Origin of the sequence: Bradyrhizobium sp. AZCC 2289 (assembly GCF_036924615.1) — a bacterium.
GTDB lineage: Bacteria > Pseudomonadota > Alphaproteobacteria > Rhizobiales > Xanthobacteraceae > Bradyrhizobium.
Genome location: NZ_JAZHRY010000001.1, coordinates 6,856,967 through 6,874,834 on the forward strand (window position 1 = coordinate 6,856,967; position 17,868 = coordinate 6,874,834).

At 59.2% G+C, this 17,868-nt stretch carries 18 protein-coding genes; 9 read left to right on the plus strand and 9 right to left on the minus strand.

Annotated features, from left to right (window positions below; genetic code table 11):
- Positions 1 to 454 precede the first annotated feature (454 nt).
- The 3 genes from V1289_RS32590 (at position 455) to V1289_RS32600 (ending at position 2,691) form a co-directional block, all read left to right on the plus strand.
- Positions 455 to 676 (plus strand): hypothetical protein, encoded by a 222-nt coding sequence (locus V1289_RS32590; protein ID WP_334402158.1) that lies wholly within the window; start codon positions 455 to 457, stop codon positions 674 to 676.
- 403 nt (positions 677 to 1,079) lie between these two features.
- On the plus strand, positions 1,080 to 1,499 hold the full coding sequence (locus V1289_RS32595) for a CopG family transcriptional regulator (protein WP_334407769.1): 420 nt from the start codon (positions 1,080 to 1,082) through the stop codon (positions 1,497 to 1,499).
- A gap of 4 nt (positions 1,500 to 1,503) precedes the next feature.
- Positions 1,504 to 2,691, plus strand: coding sequence for an extracellular catalytic domain type 1 short-chain-length polyhydroxyalkanoate depolymerase (locus V1289_RS32600; RefSeq protein ID WP_334402160.1), 1,188 nt, complete (start codon positions 1,504 to 1,506; stop codon positions 2,689 to 2,691).
- Between the two features lie 576 nt (positions 2,692 to 3,267).
- On the opposite strand, the gene V1289_RS32605 is transcribed toward V1289_RS32600, so the two are convergent.
- From V1289_RS32605 to V1289_RS32615, 3 genes are all read right to left on the minus strand, one after another.
- Entirely contained in the window at positions 3,268 to 3,849 is a 582-nt protein-coding gene (locus V1289_RS32605) for a DUF2939 domain-containing protein (protein WP_334402162.1), read from the minus strand.
- A gap of 96 nt (positions 3,850 to 3,945) precedes the next feature.
- Positions 3,946 to 4,107, minus strand: coding sequence for a hypothetical protein (locus tag V1289_RS32610; RefSeq protein WP_334402163.1), 162 nt, complete (start codon positions 4,105 to 4,107; stop codon positions 3,946 to 3,948).
- Between the two features lie 119 nt (positions 4,108 to 4,226).
- Positions 4,227 to 5,192 carry a pyridoxamine 5'-phosphate oxidase family protein gene (locus V1289_RS32615; RefSeq protein WP_334402164.1) on the minus strand — a complete coding sequence of 322 codons (966 nt, stop codon included), beginning with the start codon at positions 5,190 to 5,192 and terminating at the stop codon, positions 4,227 to 4,229.
- Positions 5,193 to 5,324: 132 nt separating this feature from the next.
- Here V1289_RS32615 and V1289_RS32620 point away from each other — a divergent pair, with 132 nt between their 5' ends.
- Positions 5,325 to 5,888 (plus strand): TetR/AcrR family transcriptional regulator, encoded by a 564-nt coding sequence (locus V1289_RS32620; protein ID WP_334402166.1) that lies wholly within the window; start codon positions 5,325 to 5,327, stop codon positions 5,886 to 5,888.
- Between the two features lie 334 nt (positions 5,889 to 6,222).
- Here the strand turns inward: V1289_RS32620 and V1289_RS32625 are convergent, their stop codons facing one another.
- From V1289_RS32625 to V1289_RS32645, 5 genes are read right to left on the minus strand one after another with little or no spacing between them, the layout of a single operon-like run.
- The gene (locus V1289_RS32625; RefSeq protein ID WP_334402168.1) at positions 6,223 to 6,861 is read right to left on the minus strand and encodes a glutathione S-transferase family protein; all 639 of its coding nucleotides are present in this window, start codon (positions 6,859 to 6,861) and stop codon (positions 6,223 to 6,225) included.
- 56 nt (positions 6,862 to 6,917) lie between these two features.
- The gene (locus V1289_RS32630) at positions 6,918 to 7,244 is read right to left on the minus strand and encodes an NIPSNAP family protein (RefSeq protein ID WP_334402170.1); all 327 of its coding nucleotides are present in this window, start codon (positions 7,242 to 7,244) and stop codon (positions 6,918 to 6,920) included.
- A 31-nt stretch (positions 7,245 to 7,275) separates the two neighbouring features.
- Complete coding sequence (locus V1289_RS32635; RefSeq protein WP_334402172.1) at positions 7,276 to 9,450, minus strand: xanthine dehydrogenase family protein molybdopterin-binding subunit; 2,175 nt, start codon at positions 9,448 to 9,450, stop codon at positions 7,276 to 7,278.
- Between the two features lie 2 nt (positions 9,451 to 9,452).
- On the minus strand, positions 9,453 to 9,923 hold the full coding sequence (locus tag V1289_RS32640; RefSeq protein ID WP_334402174.1) for a (2Fe-2S)-binding protein: 471 nt from the start codon (positions 9,921 to 9,923) through the stop codon (positions 9,453 to 9,455).
- A gap of 32 nt (positions 9,924 to 9,955) precedes the next feature.
- Complete coding sequence (locus V1289_RS32645) at positions 9,956 to 10,786, minus strand: alpha/beta fold hydrolase (protein WP_334402176.1); 831 nt, start codon at positions 10,784 to 10,786, stop codon at positions 9,956 to 9,958.
- 567 nt (positions 10,787 to 11,353) lie between these two features.
- Here V1289_RS32645 and V1289_RS32650 point away from each other — a divergent pair.
- From V1289_RS32650 to V1289_RS32660, 3 genes are all read left to right on the plus strand, one after another.
- Entirely contained in the window at positions 11,354 to 11,608 is a 255-nt protein-coding gene (locus tag V1289_RS32650) for a hypothetical protein (RefSeq protein ID WP_334402178.1), read from the plus strand.
- On the plus strand, positions 11,609 to 13,240 hold the full coding sequence (locus V1289_RS32655; protein WP_334402180.1) for a sodium:solute symporter family transporter: 1,632 nt from the start codon (positions 11,609 to 11,611) through the stop codon (positions 13,238 to 13,240). It begins immediately after the preceding gene.
- 104 nt (positions 13,241 to 13,344) lie between these two features.
- A complete protein-coding gene (locus V1289_RS32660; RefSeq protein WP_334402182.1) occupies positions 13,345 to 14,721 on the plus strand; it encodes a flavin monoamine oxidase family protein in 1,377 nt (458 codons plus the stop codon).
- Between the two features lie 62 nt (positions 14,722 to 14,783).
- Here the strand turns inward: V1289_RS32660 and V1289_RS32665 are convergent, their stop codons facing one another.
- Positions 14,784 to 15,533, minus strand: a complete 750-nt coding sequence (locus V1289_RS32665; protein WP_334402184.1) for a molybdate ABC transporter substrate-binding protein — start codon at positions 15,531 to 15,533, stop codon at positions 14,784 to 14,786.
- An 826-nt stretch (positions 15,534 to 16,359) separates the two neighbouring features.
- Between V1289_RS32665 and V1289_RS32670 the strand changes: the two genes are divergently transcribed.
- On the plus strand, positions 16,360 to 17,328 hold the full coding sequence (locus V1289_RS32670; protein WP_334402186.1) for a LysR family transcriptional regulator: 969 nt from the start codon (positions 16,360 to 16,362) through the stop codon (positions 17,326 to 17,328).
- 74 nt (positions 17,329 to 17,402) lie between these two features.
- Positions 17,403 to 17,828, plus strand: a complete 426-nt coding sequence (locus V1289_RS32675) for an OsmC family protein (RefSeq protein ID WP_334402188.1) — start codon at positions 17,403 to 17,405, stop codon at positions 17,826 to 17,828.
- The last annotated feature ends 40 nt before the right edge of the window (positions 17,829 to 17,868 follow it).

Sequence of the window (17,868 nt, forward strand, 5' to 3'; positions counted from 1 at the left end):
TCGCGGCGCGTAGACCGAACTAAAAGCCGACGTCGCCGAGGTGAAGCAGAATGTGGCGCACTTGTCGGCGAAGATCCTGGTCGAGCTCTGGAGTGAGCTCAAGCGCGAAAGCTACTCGATCTCAACGCATCAACACGCAACTGAGGGGGAGAGTGCGGCCCTTGCCATCAACTGAGCGGATCAAGACCCAAGGTCTGCTACTGGCGCAAAGCGGCCGTTCATACGCAAGCAGCATCCGTGACTGATAAGAAATAAGTAGACAGGCTCGGGGAGCGGGGCGATCTCGTAATTGAGGACGCCGCCGCCGGCGCCTAAGTCGATCGCATCCCAGTGTCCGCAAGGTCGAGGCGAACGCTCGGGCATCGTAGCCAACTTAGCAAAATCGTTGCGAGACGGAACTGGCCCTCCTCCAACGACTTGACCCGCCGGACATCCCTGATTTCGGAGAACAGCCATGAAATCAATTTTCACCTCCGTTTGCCTGCTGGCACTCACCTCCTTCTCGCCGGCGGAGGCCAAGGGATGCATCAAGGGCGCCATCGTCGGCGGCGTTGCTGGCCACATGGCTGGCCACGGTAAGCTCGGCGCTGCAGCGGGCTGTGTGGTCGGCCATCACGAGGCCAACAAGCCCAATCCCAACGACTCGAACGCGCAGGCCCCGTCCGGGCAGAAGTAGCCGATCGGACGACGCCATTGAGCCAGCCCGACGCGAAACGCGCCATGAGGATCGGTCCCATTCCGAGAGCCACATCGTCGAACTGGATGACGGCTCGCGGTGGCAGATCTTCCCGGGCGACCTCGACCTCACCCTCGGCTGGAAACCAGAAACCGAACTGTCGGTCGTGCCCACCGACGACGAGGTCAGCTCTCACGCGCTGATCGGCGGCGGCGGAAAGATGCGCGTGATACCGGCCGGGGAGAGCTGGCCCATCACGGAAGTGAACCATTCTTTAGTACGGATAGCCGCGACCTTCGCGTATTGGCCGCGATTCCCATTCCTGCCACCCCTTGAAAGTTGCACCGGAACATCCATCTGACATCCGTATACCATCCCGCTGGATGGCAAAATGGATGCTTTGATGGCCGATAATGTGCGCGAACTGCGACCCCGGACCCCCGACACAGAGAAGATCACGGTCAATCTTGGCTATGTCGACCTCGGTCACGTCGATCTCATGGTGCAGGAAGGGTTCTATTCGAACCGGACGGATTTCATCCGGACGGCGATCCGGAACCAGCTCGAACGCCACGCAGACGTCGTCAGGCAATCCACGGCCCGGAAGAGCCTGGACCTCGGGCTGCGAAATTATAGCCGCGAAGATCTCGAAGCGGCGCAGCGCGCCGGCGAGATGCTGCACATCAACGTGCTCGGCCTGGCGACCATCACCCAGGACGTCACTCCCGAGTTGGCCCGCGCCACCATCGCCTCGGTCTCGGTACTGGGGGCCTTGCATGCCACTCCCGCGGTCAAGGCCGCTCTCGCCGACAGGATGAGGTGAAACGATGCTGAATCAAACCACAGTCCGTGAAGCAACCCGTCTCACGCGTGCAGGCCAATTGGTCGAGGCCACCGCGCTCCTGCAGCGCATGCTCCGCGGCGAGTGGGTCCCAGGACCGACGTCCGGCAGCACTGCCCGCACCGCTTTCGCGAGACTCGAGCCGCCAACCATTGACGCAAAGGCTAATGTCGTCGAGGAGAGCGAAGGTCGGCGGCCCCCGCAGGCGGCCTCCGCTCAAAGACGCAAACGTCCCGCGCCGCTCGACGGCATGAGAGAGTTATCCGGGCTCGGCCTGCGAGGTAAGATCAAGCGGGCTCCGCCGTCGACGTCGGATATCGTGCCCGAGGGCACAAGGTTCATCGAAGGCACCTTCAGCAACGCGGCGGGAAGCCGGACCTACAAGCTATTCATCCCAAGCCGCTGTCAGGGACAACCGCTTCCCCTGGTGGTCATGCTTCATGGCTGCACCCAGTCGCCCGACGATTTCGCCGCCGGCACCCGGATGAACTTCCTGGCGGAAGAGCAGAATTGCTTCGTGGCCTATCCCGAACAGCCGAGCGGAGCCAACCAGGCGAAATGCTGGAACTGGTTTCGCACGGGCGACCAGCGCCGCGGTGGGGGCGAACCCTCGCTGATCGCCGGCATCACCCGCCAGATCATGCGGGACCTTGCGATCGATCCGAAGCGCGTCTACGTCGCGGGCTTGTCGGCCGGCGGGGCTGCCGCCGCCATCATGGGCGCGACGTATGCCGACCTGTACGCATCTGTCGGCATACATTCCGGCCTCGCCTGCGGTGCCGCCAGCGACCTTCCCTCCGCATTCGTCGCGATGCGGCAGGGGAACGGTGAGGCAATTCGGAAGGCCGGCTCTCCTGTGCCGACCATCGTTTTCCATGGTGATCGCGACACCACGGTGCATCCGAACAACGGCGACCGGATTCTCGAGCAGTCCGCCAAGGCGACGAGTCCGACAACGAAGGTGCTTCTTGGCCGCGTACCCGACGGCCATGCCTATACCCGCACCATCCTCACCGACTCGGGCGGGCGGGCGATCTCCGAACACTGGAACATTCACGGCGCCGGCCACGCGTGGTCGGGCGGCAGTCCCGCCGGCTCCTACACCGATCCGCGAGGGCCGGACGCGACGAGGGAAATGCTGCGTTTCTTCCTCGAGCATTCGCTCGATGGGTAGTCGGGCCTCACAGCGCACGTCACCGAATTTCCGGATCACGCCGGTCGCCGGATCCCCGTTGCGGCTCAACGCGCTGGGCTTGCGCGAGAGCGCCTCCGCGCGCGTGACGGCCGTATGGCGCTCGGGCACTCACCGCTTCGCTAGCGGCTACGCCGTCGTCGCGACATGGTAGGTCACGTCCATCGCAATCACTCCTTGCGATCGCGCGCGGGTTCGAGCCGGGGCGCGCGTAACCGTTATTTATAACGAGTGAGCAGTCGGGCTCTCAGCAAACAGAATTCCCGACCGGCCGCTTGTGGCGCGAAGCGGCCGTTCGTGGTCTGAGACGAACTGATGTCCGAAGGTTTGCAGTGGCTCCCCGAGGGCGAACCGGATCACCGATTCGGCTTTGCTTCGTCCCTTGGTTCTGGGCTGGCGTTTGCCTTCAGCCGGTTTAAGAAATTCGGTCGCCCCCGCGGGCTGCACTTGTCCCCGGACCCGCCCGCCGCTTCGCCACCGCTCAACAATTCCGGCTCTATCTCCTGGACGATCCGCGCGGAAGTTCAGGAACATTCACGCGAATCGCCATCGATGGGTTTATCCCTTCCCGGGCCTGGTTTCCTGTAGACCCATGGCGAGTTCTTCGGCGGCTTTCGTTGGAAGATTAAGGCCTGAAAGTTTCCAGCCGTTTCCTTCGAAGTGAATACTGATAGCTCCAGCACCGTCTTCATCGCCCAGCCGGATTGACAGCTCGACCGGCTTTACAAGGGACAAGCGACCAAGCGATTCTAGCACCTTTGACGTATCGATGCCCGCGAGCGCAATCAATTGACTGTCGCCATCGACACCAAGCGATCCGTTTTTCAGAATATTGGTGAGATTTTCCGCGGTGAGCATTTTCGCAACCAGTGCATCCGCAATCGTTGCTCCGTAGGTATTTGCCAGCAACCGCTCAATTGGCTTAATCGGGCGGTTCTGACCGGTCCTGATCAGGTATGCAATCACAATCTGGTCGACCAGAGAACGTTTCAGTCGAGGCACATCGGTTCGCGCCAGAATCTCGGCGCCGTTGCCAGCCTTCGCCGCCCCGACCAAACCGTTTAGGGAGACAATGGCAGACCCGATGTAGACCCCGATCGCAACGACCGCGGCGACGATAGATATCAAAAACCAGCGCATTCGATGAACCTTTCCTTGAAGAATCCAAAACCATTTTGCGTCGAAAGCGGCCATCGACGGGATGACGATGGTCGCCTCCGTAGGCGTCGTCTTAAATTACGCAGCAGGCGCGAAGGTGTAACCTGCGCCGTCCGCTACGATCTTGCCAACGGCCGGGAACGGGAAGTGGTAGCCGGTAACAAGCGCCTTGTCGGCCACGACGCGGTCGAACAGTTTGCGCCGCGTCGCTTCGGCCAGCCGAATGCTGCTCCTGCACATGCTGCCGTCAACGGGGCATTACGGCGGGTTAGATCTAACATCGCTATCTCCTTGCTTTGTTTGCGAGGACGGACATGCGGTCCGCTGGTCGAAGTCGGCGCCTCGTGTGAAGAGTCTTCCTACTGGGGAATTTTGGAATCCTGGCCCTCCGTTCCCAAATGTGGCGAGTAGCTGACAAAATCGAACGAATGCGGAAATGCGTGGTCGCGGGTCACGACGCATTGGATGTCGAAAAAGATGAGCCGTTCGACTCCAGCGGATCGCATCGTCTCCGGCACGTCCCAGCAGATCCTGGCCCTGCCGATGATGTGCAGCATCCTGCCGCTTTGGAAGTCGATGAACAGAAGTCCGGCGCGCGGGTCAACTTCCAGATTCCCGAGCGTGTTAAAGAGCAGGTTGCCGCTGAAATCCGGAAAGCAAAGTTCGTTGGGTGAAACCACCCGCACGAAGCCGGGACGTCCGCCACGGTGGGAGACGTCGAGACCTTGCGAGGCCTCCTCCTGGTCGAGTTGCGCCGATCGGGATGCGACAAAGAACGTGTCGGATCCGGCAATAAGGCTGACCTCGCTATCGCCTAGATGAGGAGCAATTCGGAATTCAGGCACGGGCCTCGAACGAATCCGCGGCCGCTCGCTGCGTGCCTGAATGTATTTCGGGCAGTTTCCAAAGCTCTGCTGAACCCTCATCGCGAAACCTTCACCGACAATGCAATTTTCGATGCGACCGTTGACCCGGTTTCGGCGACGCGTTGACAATTCGATTCCCAGGCCGCCGATTGGGGCCCCATCCCGAATACACGAACGCAAAGGATCGCCCGGATCGAGCCATGCCTTGATGGTAAGTAGATTCTGTTCCGCCGAATTCAGGAACCCTGGTGGGCCAGACAAGGTGGTGGCCCAAGGATAGCCGTTCTCGTCCGCCAATCCCACGACCATGAACGGTAGTGCCGCGAAGAAGGCCCGATGCTGCTCCGGCATGTAGTCCCGAATAACGGCGCGCCCTTTGCGCTCGATGCGATCGCGCACACCGGCGAGACTTTGGATCGTTTGCTCGCCGGCGTGAAACGGAGACGTAGTCCCTGTCATGACAGTGCCGCGATCATGGACGCGCGCATGGGGAAAACATGGCTGATACCCGTTAATGACGGTTGTCTGTACATACTAGTAGTTACAAAATCTAATCACGTTCGGTTGATTCGACGCGATCATGAGGGTGTCATGAAGGCCAAGGGCGAGCTCGTTAAGGCAGCCAAGAAGTTGATGTGGGAGCGTGGCTACGAGGCCGTAAGCCCGCGAGACTTGCTGAAAGAAAGCGGTGCGGGGCAAGGCAGCCTCTATCACCACTTCAAGGGAAAGATGGACCTGGCGTCTGTGGCTTTCGGTGAGGTGTCTGATGAAATGTGCGAGCTCGCGCGCGAGACCGTGGGAACGGACGGTTCTGCTTTGGATCGCGTTATCCGCTATCTCGACGTTTCTCGCGACGGCCTCAAAGGTTGCAGGATGGGCAGATTTGCCTGCGAATCGTCCATTGCAGAGGCCTCGTTGAGGAAGCCGGTCGAACGCTATTTTCGCGAACTCCAGAAGATCCTTGCAGGAGCTCTGCGCGAAGCTCAAGCCGACGGCGAAATTGCAAAGCGCCTCGACGCCAACGAGCTTGCGCTGATGCTCATAACGGTAGTGCAGGGCGGCTTCGTCGTTTCGAGGGTTTATCGCGATCGGAACGCCATCAATCGGGCCACGGAGATGGCCAAGTCGCTGCTCAAGTCGCTGCCACGCCGCTAGGCGGGGTGAGGCAGCAGTCTTCGATACGGATATCCGGGGAGTTATGCCTGTTTCCGCACAACCTTTAGCTTGTGGAGGTCTAGGAAAGCGGCCGGCAATCCCGCCATGGAGCTGGCACCAAATCATCGGGCTTTGCCTGAGAATTGTCAGGTTTGAGCTAAAAAGGGAGCCGGGATCTCGAAAGAGATCCCGGCAAGTCTGGGAGAAACACCAGAGGGCGATGCCTCCCTTCCCAGTCAAAAGTGACCGTCCCGCCGAGGGTGAACGGATTCGGGGCGACCGGCCTCTGCAATTTGACAACACCTACCGAACATGCCGCTACTCATTGAACTGATTACTCAGGGTGCTTTGTGCTTGCCATGCTCGGTCGCAAAGCAAATTGCTCGTGCCAGGCGCTCAGCCGCGGTCGTTTCGATCGCCAGGCACGGTCGCGGAAGCGAAAGTCAAGATATTCGAGGGCGCAACCGACAGTGATGGTCCCGAGGTCAGGACTGAGAGACGGTACGTTGGCGTCGAGAGTGTCAAGGATCATGCCGATCCGATCAAACTGAGCATCCACCCATCCGCTCCAGCGATGGCTTTCTGGCCGGAGAGTTTCCTGGCGGCAGACGACAGCGCGATCCATGATGTCTACGCCAAAGAGTTCCAGCTTGAGAACTCGTCTACGGGCGGGCCCCGGCTCCGGCAGTAACCTGCCGTCCGAGAACTCATTGAGGTACTCACAGATCAAGCTGCTATCAAAAAGAACTTCACCGGTATTCAATTGGAGCGTTGGGATGCGGGTCAGCGGATTGAGCGCCGAAAGCACCTCGTTCGCCATTGTCGGAATTGCAGATGTTTCGATGCGTTCGACACAATGATCGATCCCCATTTCCTTGGTAGCCACGACTACCTTTCGCGCAAAGGGGGAGTTAGGCGACCAATACAGCTTACATGAGGATATCCAGAGAGACGTTTGAGTTGATGCTGCCAATGTTGCGTGGTCTTGCTCTGCTCAATCAGAATTGCGGACTTTGCGAAAGCGCCAATCTACTTCAACGCCGAGTAGGCGGTTGGCATCAGAATTTCACTGCTGATGTTTGCAACAATCGGTCCATCGCGTTCGCCCTCGTCGCGCACCTTGTGCCAAGCGGGGTCGTTCATGAACGCCGCCCACGTCGTCTCGAGATCGGCCAGCGACTCCCACTGGAGTATGTAAGTCAGTTGGTTGCTGGATTCCCCGACAAGAGTCGTCCAAAAGCCGATGGCGTGGATGCCGTGCTTTTTCCAGATGGGAGGAAGCAGGTCCTTAAACCTGGTCTGCAACTTCGCCATTTGGCCCGGAAGGGCCTGATACACCCGAAGTTCATAAATCATCGCGAAAACTCTCCACGTAAAACGCACTTACTCAGGCCTGCTTCAGCAGGCTGGCATCGACTGGCATCTTGCGCAGGCGCTTGCCGGTGGCCGCAAAGATCGCATTGGCGATCGCGGGAACGATTGCCGATGTCCCGGTCTCGCCCATACCACCCGGCGGTTCCGTGCTTTTTACGATGTGGATCTCAATGGAAGGCGTCTCGTTCATACGCAACATTTGATAGGTATCGAAGTTGGTTTGCTCGACACGACCGCTCTTCAGCGTGATCTCGCCGTAAAGCGCGGCGGTGGCGCCAAAGATGATTCCGCTCTGGAGTTGCGCCTGCACCGTGTCGGGATTGATCACGGTGCCGCAATCCATCGCGCAGACCACACGGCGAACGCGGACGGCGCCTTCTTTCGAGACTTCGACCTCAGCTACCTGTGCCAGCCAGCTGCCGAAGGCGAACTGCAGCGAGACGCCGCGGCCGCTTCCCTTGGGCAAAGCTTGCCCCCAGCCGGCTTTTTCCGCGGCAAGATCGAGGACGGCTTTGGCACGCGGGGACTTGTCGAGTAGCGCTCTTCGGTAGGCGACCGCGTCCTGCTTGGCTGCCGCCGCCAACTCGTCGATGAAGCTTTCAGTCACGAAGACGTTGTGCGAGGGACCCACACTGCGCCAGAAGCCCGTCCGAATAGCCGGCGGCTCCACGCGCACAAACTCCACGTGGAAATTCGGCAAGTCATAGACGAGGTCGATCGCACCTTCTGTCGAGTCGGGATCGAGTCCGTCCTTGAAGGCCGGCGGCAGCCATCGCGCGATCACGGAAGAGCCCGCAAAGCGGTTCTTCCACGCTATAGGCCTACCTTTGTCGTCCAAGCCGGCCGCGATGCGATCAAACCAGTAGGGCCGGTACATGTCGTGCTGGATGTCTTCCTCGCGGGTCCATACGACCTTGACGGGACCATCAACATGTTTGGCGATCTCGACCGCGCGGACCGCGCCGTCAGCCTCCAGCCGGCGGCCGAAGCCGCCGCCGATCAGATGATTGTGCACGATGACTTTCTCGACAGGTAAGTCCACGGCCTTTGCCACCATCGCCTGAACACGGGCTACGGCCTGGTTTCCGATCCAGATATCACACCTGTCCTTGCGAACATGGACCGTGCAGTTCATCGGTTCCATCGTTGCGTGCGCGAGGAACGGCACCTGGTAGGTCGCCTCGACCCGGATGGCGGCACGCGCCAGGGCCTCGTCGACATGACCGATGCTTTGCGCGACAGCGCCTGAACCGAGCGTCGCCTGTTCGAGTTCGCGCGCGATCTTTCCGGTGGTGAGTTTTGCGTACTGACCATCGTCCCATTCGATCTTGAGCGCTGCCAGACCTTTCTTTGCAGCTCCCATGTGATCAGCCACGACCGCAACTGCATCGTCCAGCCGAACGATCTGCCGCACGCCTTTCACCGCCTTTGCAGCGGTGTCGTCGACGCTTTTTACGCGGCCACCAAATACCGGCGATTGCGCCAACGTCGCGACCTTCACGCCGGCCGGTCGCGCGTCGATACCGTAGATCGCGGTCCCGTTGACCTTTCCCGGTGTATCGAGCCGTTTGGTCCGCGTGCCGATCAGCTTGAAATCTCCCGGGGATTTCAGCGTGGCGTTTCCTGGAACGGGCATGTTGGCCGCCTCAGAGACAAGCTCACCGTATTTCAGGCGCCGACCGGTCGAGTGGTGGATCACCTCGCCGCCCTGCGCGCGGCATGAGTTTGCATCGACGCCCCAACGCTTGGCGGCCGCCGCGACCAGCATCATCCGAGCGGTGGCGCCAGCTTCGCGCAGCGGCTTCCACGCGCCGCGCATCGCGTTCGAATTGCCGGTCGCCTGAACGCCGAGCAGCGGGTTGGCATAGAGCTTTTCGTTCGGTGGCGCATGCTCGAGGCGCACCTGGCTCAAGCTCACTTCAAGCTCTTCGGCGATCAGCATCGGGATCGAGGTATAGGTGCCCTGTCCCATTTCGACATAAGGCATGGTCAGAACGACCTGGCCGTCTCCGCCGATACGAATAAAGGCGTTCGGCGTGAAACTATCGGAACTGGCAGCTTCGCTTCGGCCGAGGGGCAGGCTCAGGCTCAGCATCAGGCCGCCGCCGATGGCTGCGCCGGTGCCCAGAAAACTGCGCCGCGACAGGTGGGTGTCAGAAGCGCAAGAAGCTATGCGATCGCGGATCATGGTCAGCCTCGTTTCTCATTCGTCTGCGCGGCGAGATTGATCGCTTCGCGGATGCGTACATAGGTTCCACAGCGACAGATGTTGCCGCTCATGGCATTATCGATGTCGGCATTGCTCGGATGTGGATTGCTTGCCAGGAGCGCCGAAGCCGACATGATCTGTCCGGATTGGCAGTAGCCGCACTGGACGACCTCATGGTCAAGCCAGGCTTTCTGGATCTTGGCGCCTGCCGGCGTGTTACCGATCGCCTCGATTGTCGTGACCTTAGATTTGCCGAGGCTGTCGACGCTGGTGATGCAGGACCGTGTCGCGACGCCATCGATATGCACGGTGCACGCGCCGCACTGCGCGATGCCGCACCCGAATTTGGTGCCAGTCATACCGAGCACGTCTCGCAGCACCCATAGCAGCGGCGTATCGCCGTCGACATCGACGAGGTGGGGATTGCCGTTGACTTCAATTTTATAACTCATGTTCACTCCCGAACGATGTAAAAGGCCTCTCGCTACGCGAGAAATTCAACGAGCGCGGCGTTGATTTCCTCCGCGCGCGTCCATGTTATGCCGTGAGATCCGCCCTTGATTTCCACGTACTTGACGTTCTTGATGAGTTTCGCTTGCCGCCGCGACGTTGCATCGGCCGGTAGAATGCGATCATCATCGCCATGTACAATCATTGTCGGCACGTCATTGCGTTCAATGTCCTTGCGAAAGTCCTCGACCCAACTGTCGACGCAAGCCAACGTGCCTATGGGTGACGCGCCCATTGCGACCGTCCAATTCGCCTCAATCACGCGTTCGCTGACGAGCTTTCCGTCCGCGCCGCCAACGCTGTAGAAATTCTTGAGGAACTCCGTGATTGCGGCGGGCCGGTCGGCTTTGATCCCGGCACGGACGCCGTTAAATACACTTGCTGGCACGCCATCCGGATTGTCCGCCGCCTTTAACAGATAGGGCCCAAGCGTGCCGATCAACACGGCCCTGTGCAGCCGCTTCGTGCCATACTTGCCGATGTATCGGGCAATCTCGCCCGTCCCCATGGAGTGTCCGACAAGCGAGACGTTGGCGAGATTCAATGTACTCAGCAAGATGTTGAGGTCGGATGCGAAGGTATCGTAGTTGTATCCCATGCCCGGCTTGCTTGACCGGCCAAAGCCGCGTCGATCGTAGGTGATGACCCGATGGCCGGCAGCCAACAGCGCGCTGACCTGCTTCTCCCACGCGTCGCCGTTTAGAGGCCAACCGTGAATGAGGACGACCGGCGAACCCGAACCATGATCCTCATAATAGATCTCGATGGGTGTGGAATTTTCGTCTCCAACCTTGACGAAACTCATGAGCGTACTCCTATTGGCGTGACGGATGTTTGAGCTCTCTGCCCCTTGAGCCGCATTGGCGAATGCTGGCAGCAGCGGGGCGGCGAGCGTCGCTGTGGCAAGCGAAAGGGCCTCGCGCCTGGAAATGCCTGGCCGTAGCGCCGACGGCCGGTCGCGTTCTTTCCCGAGTCGTTCAGTCATGATTTCTTCCTGTTTCGAAGCATGGTGCGAACGCGTGACGTGCGGCGTTTGTTGGGCGGCGATCGGCAGGTTTTTTCAGCCGCCAAGGTGGCTGGCATCGTATCCGAGCCGATCTTCGATATCGAAGCGATTTGAACTGAACGGCGTATCTGTCGCGACGATAAGACCGGGAGCCGGAGCTTCGTCACCTTCAATCAGGGGCGCAGAATCGATCCGCTATGGGCATGCTATGCGTCAGCAAGCCTGAGTGTGCCGAGAAAACAGCATGTCAATCTCCGGGGAAGATACGGCTATCTCGAAAAATCGTTTGATGACGATACCAGTCGCTGCCTAGCGTAAAGCCGCCGATCGCAAGATATGCGACGCAGAAGCGTCAGGGGGACGACCGTGCATGAAGCCACCGAATACGTTCCGTCGCGCGTTACCGCGAACAGATCGGGAGCGCTTCGTTTCCGGCTGGTGCTCGTGATGATCGTTCCATACTTGGCGATGATGGCCTTTTTGATCCACAGCGCACGGCATACGACGCAAGCCGCCGTTGTTGCACCTGACTTCAGTCCAGCGATGATCGCGTTGGCGAGCTGCATGGCATTCAGTGTGGTTTTGACCGGCCTGTTTGTGTTCGTACGGCATGAGGATTGAATGATGCGCATTCCACGGAACTGCATGCCGTTCCTTTTCGCAACTGTATCCACTTTCGGCGTCGGCGACGCGGCGTACTCTGCGCAATCCGATTCACAAATTCGCCAGGCTGAATCTTCCACGATCGTGTTCTTTGTGGTCTTCGCGGTGCTTACGCTGCTCATCAGCTTTTGGGCGGCCCGGCGTGCAACAAGTTCGTCGGAATATCTTACGGCGGGAAGTTCGATCTCGGCAGGCCAGAATGGCCTGGCTATTGCCGGCGACTATATGTCAGCCGGTGCCTTCCTTGGGCTGTCGGGTGCGATCTATGCATCCGGTCTGGATGGAATGTTCCTAGCTGCAAGCTATCTTGCCAGTTGGCCTATCGTCCTGTTTCTCGTCGCAGAACCGCTCCGTCGCCTAGGAAAGTACTCGTTCGCCGACGTGCTGACTCACAAGTTGAGAGAGCGGCCGATTCGCATCCTGGCCGGGGCTTCCACCCTGGTCATCGTCAGCTTCTATCTGGTCGCGCAAATGGTCGGCGCCGGAGAGCTCATTTCACTGCTGTTCGGAATAGGTTACGCGCCGTCCGTCATCATGGTCGGGCTGCTTATGATCGTGTTTTCGACCCTCGGCGGCATGCGCGCTGCCACATGGGTACAGATCATCAAGGCTATTCTAATGATTGGCGGAAGCGTCATGATCGCGGCGTTGGTACTGGCCAGGTTCGGTTTCAATGTGTCCGACCTCTTCAAAGCGGCGGTGACCAATCATCCGAACGGCAACAAGATCATGGATATTCGCGGCTTTGCCCAAGACGCAGTTGCAACGCTTTCTCTCGGCGTCGGAATCCTGTTTGGTACCGCAGGGCTGCCTCACATCCTGATGCGCTTTTTCACGGTTAGCGACGAGCGAGCAGCGCGTGTATCAGTCTTCTACGCGACGTGTCTCATTGGCCTGTTCTTTGCGATGCTGTTTGTCATCGGATATGGCAGCATCGCAATCCTCCGTGGCGATGCCACCTATGCCAACGCCAGCGGCGTGCTGTTTGGCGGAAATAATCTGGCTCCCATCCATTTGGCGCGGGCCGTTGGTGGAAGCATCCTGGCGGGTTTCATCTCGGCGGTTGCGTTCGCGACGATCCTGGCCGTTGTATCGGGATTGCTGATAGCAGGGGCTTCCTCGGCGGCCAACGATCTCGTTGTTGGCCTGTCCGGCCGGCATCTCGATGAGCGCATGCGGCTTCGGATATCACGGATCGCCGCGATGACACTGGGAGTACTCGGGATACTGCTTGGACTGGCGTGTGAAGGTCAGAACGTCGCCTACCTTCTTGCACTTGCCACCGCAATCGCGGCCAGCGCAAACTTCCCGTTGCTACTGTTGGCAATATACTGGGACGGTTTGACGACCCGTGGCGCGGTCGTTGGCGGTACCTTCGGCCTTGTCTCGTCGGTTGTTTTGACGGCAATGGGCCCAACTATCTGGTCAAAAGTGCTGGGTCTTGGTCCCGCGATCTTTCCATATGACTCCCCGGCACTTTTCACCGTGCCCCTTACTCTGCTCGTCTGCTGGCTGGTATCGATCGCAACGGCTGAAGCCGAGCGGGATCGGCGGCTGACGCAACCTTCCGTCGCTCAGTACGCGGAATAGTCAAGGCCTGATCCGTACAAGCACAGCGGGGGTCTCACGACCTGCAAGATTTGGTTACGCGCTGACGATTTGACCGACTGGGCCCCTATCGCCGTCAATGAACCATGACTTCCTTGCCGACGCCGCTTCCGAAACGACACCCACGGCGCATTCTGGTCTTGGGGGCAGGGATGAGCGGCCTGACGGCGGCTCTTGAACTTGAGCGGGCTAGTCACGCCGTCATCGTCGTTGAGGCACAGGCGCGACCAGGTGGGCGGGTGCTCACGATGCGCGACGGACGCGGATCGCCGATTGCGGAAGCTGGTGCCGGGCGCATTCCTCAAACGCACACATGGGCCATGGACTATGTTGACCGCATGGGCTTGGAGACAGACCCGCTCTATCCCGACGGTCTGAGCGCGGTGATATACGCCCAAGGTAGGCGCTTCGTTCTTGGCCCGGGCGCCGATCCTGCGCAACATTTCGATCTGACTGACGCGGAGAAGGCGCTCGGTCTTGACGGGCTTACCAAGACCCACATGCTCTCGGGCGTTGAACTGGTCAAGGCCAGCGGGACGATGAACGGGCCCGATTGGCCGGCCACGGGTCTCATGAGGTTCGATGAACTAACGGCGCGTGATTACCTGGCGAGCAGGGGACTTTCGGACGCCGCGGTCAATCTTCTTACGCTGGGCGCATTTCCGCAGACGATTTCGGCTTTGACGTTGTTTCGCGTTCTCGCGACCTACGATCGAACACGCCTGCGCAGAATTCGTGGCGGTAACGATCTTCTGCCAAGGGCCATGGCAGTACGACTAAGGTCGCCGATTGCCTACGGATGCATTGTACGAAGCATTCGCCAAGAACCTCTGCAGGTTGGGGTAAGCGCTGAAAGTTCGACGGGACAGCACCACATCGTTGCAGACGCCGTCATTTGCACGATTCCATTCTCGGTGCTGGCGAACATTGAAATCGTCCCGGCTCTGAGTTCCGCCAAACAGTTGATTGTCGCGCAGATGCGCTACACTACAGCCACCAAGGTCGCCTTCAAGACACGAAAGCGACCGTGGGAACGTGAAGGCCTGAGCGGGTTCGCCCAGCTCGACACGATGGCTGAAATCTGGAGTCCCCGCGACAACGATCAGGGGGAATCGGGTGTCCTGCAACTCTATCAGCAGGGTGAACTCGCAACTGCCATGGACGCGATGGGCGTGGTCGATCGCCATGCGTTTGCGTCCGGTACCATCGAGCGCGTTTTCCCGGGTGCCACGGAGATCATCGATGAGGTCTTCGAGTATTCGTGGCAACGCGACCCATGGGCCCGCGGTGCATACGGCATCGCAGCATCAGGGCAGCTCCGCGCCTGGAAGGAGCATCTTATCCGACCGGAGGGCCGCATCCACTTTGCCGGCGAGCATACTTCACTCGAATATGCAGCGTGGATCGAGGGCGCGGTCAGGTCCGGCTATCGTGCTGCTGCAGAGGTGAACGCTGGAATCTAGTCGGCCAATCGACGATATCGAAGGGCCGTAGCGCGCCTCGAACCATCGCGTGCGCCCTTGCGCTACGGCGGTATCATACCCTTCGCGCGGATCACATCCGCGGCAGCGCTTGAGGTGGCGTAGGCGATAAATCGTCTCGCCATGTCGGCCGACTTGGTTTCCGCGCTGACGGCGATCTTCAGCTCAATGCCATTTTGAAGATCACCGGGGAGCGGTCCAACCAAGTCAACACCTTCAATTGGAAGAATCTCGCTGATCAGCTGCACCCCCAGCGTCGCCAATCCGTCGGCCACCGCCTCGATCTCCTTTGCCCCCGTCATGGGCAACAGCTTGTCCCTCAGCGCCTCATCAAGATTTAACTGCTTCAGAACTCGTTGAAAATGCTGGCCGCTCGCCCCTTGCTTGGCGTATGAGATCTTGTCCGCGCTAAGCAGCGTCTGAACGAACATCTCCCGCGTCGAAATGTCGGGTTTCGCGGCTCCGTGTTTGACCGCTACTGCAATCAGAGCGCTCGCGAACGTTGACTGGTCAGCCCCTGCTATTTTATTTGCGGCAGTAAGCACTGACATCACGGGTGACGTTAACACGGCGACATCGAAGCGCGCACCATCCTCCATCGCACGCTGCAATGCGGCGGCTGTATCGTATCTAAAACTGAGGACGACGCCGCTGGCGCGCTCAAATTGAGGCCCGAGTTCGTCCATCACAGATCGCGCTCCAACCGAGCTCATGACGACCAGTTCCGCGCCGAAAGCGCTGGACGTAATTATCATAGATGCTACGGCCATGACGGAAAAGGCACGGATGAACATGTTGAGCGTTTCGCCTTTCTTCGACAGAAGTCGAGCATAGGCCTTGGCTCACCCACGGGTAATTGAAGTTTAGTGATAACTCCGATCACAAGCGGCGATATGTAGCTGCGAGTGTCGACGCCGTTCGCTCCTGAGCCCGCGAGCCTTCTCCTCGAACACCTTAACGGAGACCGCGCGGCCTGCGACGATACGTGGTTGAGTGTGGAAATCGACGCCCAGCGCGGAGCCATCTGCGAATGCGATTGCTGTGTGCAGCTCTCGTGATTGATCTGATCCAGGGGCGGCGCGGATGCGCGGCCATCAGACTGTAGAGTGTTGATTGCGCGACGGATTTCCTAAATTCGAATATCCATAACGCAGCGGGATAAAGGAAGAACGATCGGCGAACCTGCGCATAGTGCCGGATTGATCACAAGCTTTCCTATAAGGGCGGCAGCAAGGTGGTAACGGTACCGGAAAGCGCACCAGTTGTAACCTTTGCTCCGGCAACGCGAGCCGACCTGACGGCGGGGAGGAAGGTATTCGTTCTCACGACTCCGACGAAGCAGGGTGTCTTTGAGACGCATGTGCTTCTCGTAGAAAAAGATGGTGTGGTGCCGCCGATCTGAAGGCATGGAGGCGCGCGACCGGCTATCCCGGTCGCGGTCGCCTCACGGTGTTCACCGCGAGAGCCGGGATCTTGGTTCCGGCTCTTTCGTGACGAGGCTTTCGCCGAGCAGCCGTCGATGCAGATACCCCTATCAGAATCGATCATGCGTTCGCCCTATTGTCGCGTTCCGGGCGATCCCCTACGTTTGCCTTGGGGTCAATTTGAAGCGGTAGTGAAGTGGACCGAATCGACGCGATGAAGGTCTTCATCGCCGCCCTCGACGAGGGTGGCTTGCGGAAAGCAGGGCGCAAGTTGGGGCGGTCTCCTGCTGCGATAAGCCGTGCGCTTGCGTTTCTTGAAGCTCATGTTGGCGTTACCCTCCTTCATCGCACGACGCGTTCGTTCAAATTGAGCGAAGCGGGCGAACGGTATGCGGCCGTCTGTCGCCGCGTCATTTCAGATCTCGAAGAAGCTGATCTTGTTGCAGCGGGTGAGCGATCGGCTCCGCGCGGCACGCTTACCATAACGGCTCCGGTTGCGGCAGGTGAAGACGTCTTGCGTTCGGTTTTAGACGCCTTCATGGACGCTTATCCGACCGTTTCAGTCAGATTACTTTTGCTGGATAGGCCGGTCAGCCTAATTGATGAGGGCATCGATATTGCTTTGCGAATTGCCCATTTGACGGATTCCACACACGTGGCGATCCGGTTGGGCGAGGTTCGGCGTGTCGTAGCGGCATCGCCCCGCTATTTGTCCACGCATCCGAAAATCGAACAGCCCGCGGATCTCGCAAAACACAAGATCATTGCGATGACTCACTTCGGGATCGACTCCTGGAGCTTTCCGCCAGCGAAGGGATCATCGATCCCTCGGTCGGTTCAATTCTCGCCACGTTGGGTCGTGAATAGCGTTCGTGGCGCCGTCGCCTCAACCGTCGAAGGGCGTGGCATCACTCGACTGTTTTCCTATCACATTGCCGAGCAACTTTCGCAAGGCGCGCTGCAAATTCTTCTAGCGCAAGACGAACCCGCCGCCGTGCCCGTGCACCTCATTTCCCCACAAGGTCGGCTTGCCGTTCCAAAGGTCCGTGCATTCGTGGATTTCGCCATGCCTCGCCTCAAGACACATTTTTCTCGCCTTGTATGCAACGCCGCGAGGTATCAACGCGGCATTCAATCGCTTCGCGAAAAAGTGTCTTCCGACTAGCGGATATTGGCGGCGTCATTTAGTTGGGCTACGTCACGTGCCTGACAGGCACCCACAGTCGAAAAGGAGTAACCATGACGACGACATTCGGCTCGGCCAAATGGCAGGGGCGCATTTGGGATGGAGAGGGCGCAATTTCGACCAATAGCGGCGCACTAACGGATTATCCCTATGGGTTCGGCAGCCGCCTCGAAGACAAGCCAGGTTCGAACCCCGAAGAGCTGATCGGTGCCGCGCATGCTGCCTGTTTCACCATGACACTATCGCGGATCCTCGGCGAGGCCGAACTCATCGTTGAACATACGGAGACCAAGGCTGAAGTTACTCTTGAAAAGCAGGGTGACGGCTTTGCCATTACGTCCGTCCATCTGACGCTACTGGCGAAGATCCCGGGTGCAGACAACGCAATGTTCGCCAAGTTGGCAGGCCTGGCCAAGGTGAACTGCCCGGTCTCGAAGTTGTTTAATACCAAGATTACGCTGGAGGCGACGCTGCTTTGAAGTTCCGTCTGACAGACGTGCTTTGGTTGGCAGAGTTCTT

Coding starts and splice junctions, on each gene's coding strand:
- V1289_RS32635 (WP_334402172.1), bottom strand. CDS start 9,450: ATGATCCGCGATCGCATAGCTTCTTGCGCTTCTGACACCCACCTGTCG.
- V1289_RS32600 (WP_334402160.1), top strand. CDS start 1,504: ATGCTGAATCAAACCACAGTCCGTGAAGCAACCCGTCTCACGCGTGCA.
- V1289_RS32665 (WP_334402184.1), bottom strand. CDS start 15,533: ATGTTCATCCGTGCCTTTTCCGTCATGGCCGTAGCATCTATGATAATT.
- V1289_RS32595 (WP_334407769.1), top strand. CDS start 1,080: ATGGCCGATAATGTGCGCGAACTGCGACCCCGGACCCCCGACACAGAG.
- V1289_RS32645 (WP_334402176.1), bottom strand. CDS start 10,786: ATGAGTTTCGTCAAGGTTGGAGACGAAAATTCCACACCCATCGAGATC.
- V1289_RS32655 (WP_334402180.1), top strand. CDS start 11,609: ATGATGCGCATTCCACGGAACTGCATGCCGTTCCTTTTCGCAACTGTA.
- V1289_RS32605 (WP_334402162.1), bottom strand. CDS start 3,849: ATGCGCTGGTTTTTGATATCTATCGTCGCCGCGGTCGTTGCGATCGGG.
- V1289_RS32615 (WP_334402164.1), bottom strand. CDS start 5,192: ATGACAGGGACTACGTCTCCGTTTCACGCCGGCGAGCAAACGATCCAA.
- V1289_RS32660 (WP_334402182.1), top strand. CDS start 13,345: ATGACTTCCTTGCCGACGCCGCTTCCGAAACGACACCCACGGCGCATT.
- V1289_RS32630 (WP_334402170.1), bottom strand. CDS start 7,244: ATGATTTATGAACTTCGGGTGTATCAGGCCCTTCCGGGCCAAATGGCG.
- V1289_RS32675 (WP_334402188.1), top strand. CDS start 17,403: ATGACGACGACATTCGGCTCGGCCAAATGGCAGGGGCGCATTTGGGAT.
- V1289_RS32640 (WP_334402174.1), bottom strand. CDS start 9,923: ATGAGTTATAAAATTGAAGTCAACGGCAATCCCCACCTCGTCGATGTC.
- V1289_RS32610 (WP_334402163.1), bottom strand. CDS start 4,107: ATGTGCAGGAGCAGCATTCGGCTGGCCGAAGCGACGCGGCGCAAACTG.
- V1289_RS32590 (WP_334402158.1), top strand. CDS start 455: ATGAAATCAATTTTCACCTCCGTTTGCCTGCTGGCACTCACCTCCTTC.
- V1289_RS32620 (WP_334402166.1), top strand. CDS start 5,325: ATGAAGGCCAAGGGCGAGCTCGTTAAGGCAGCCAAGAAGTTGATGTGG.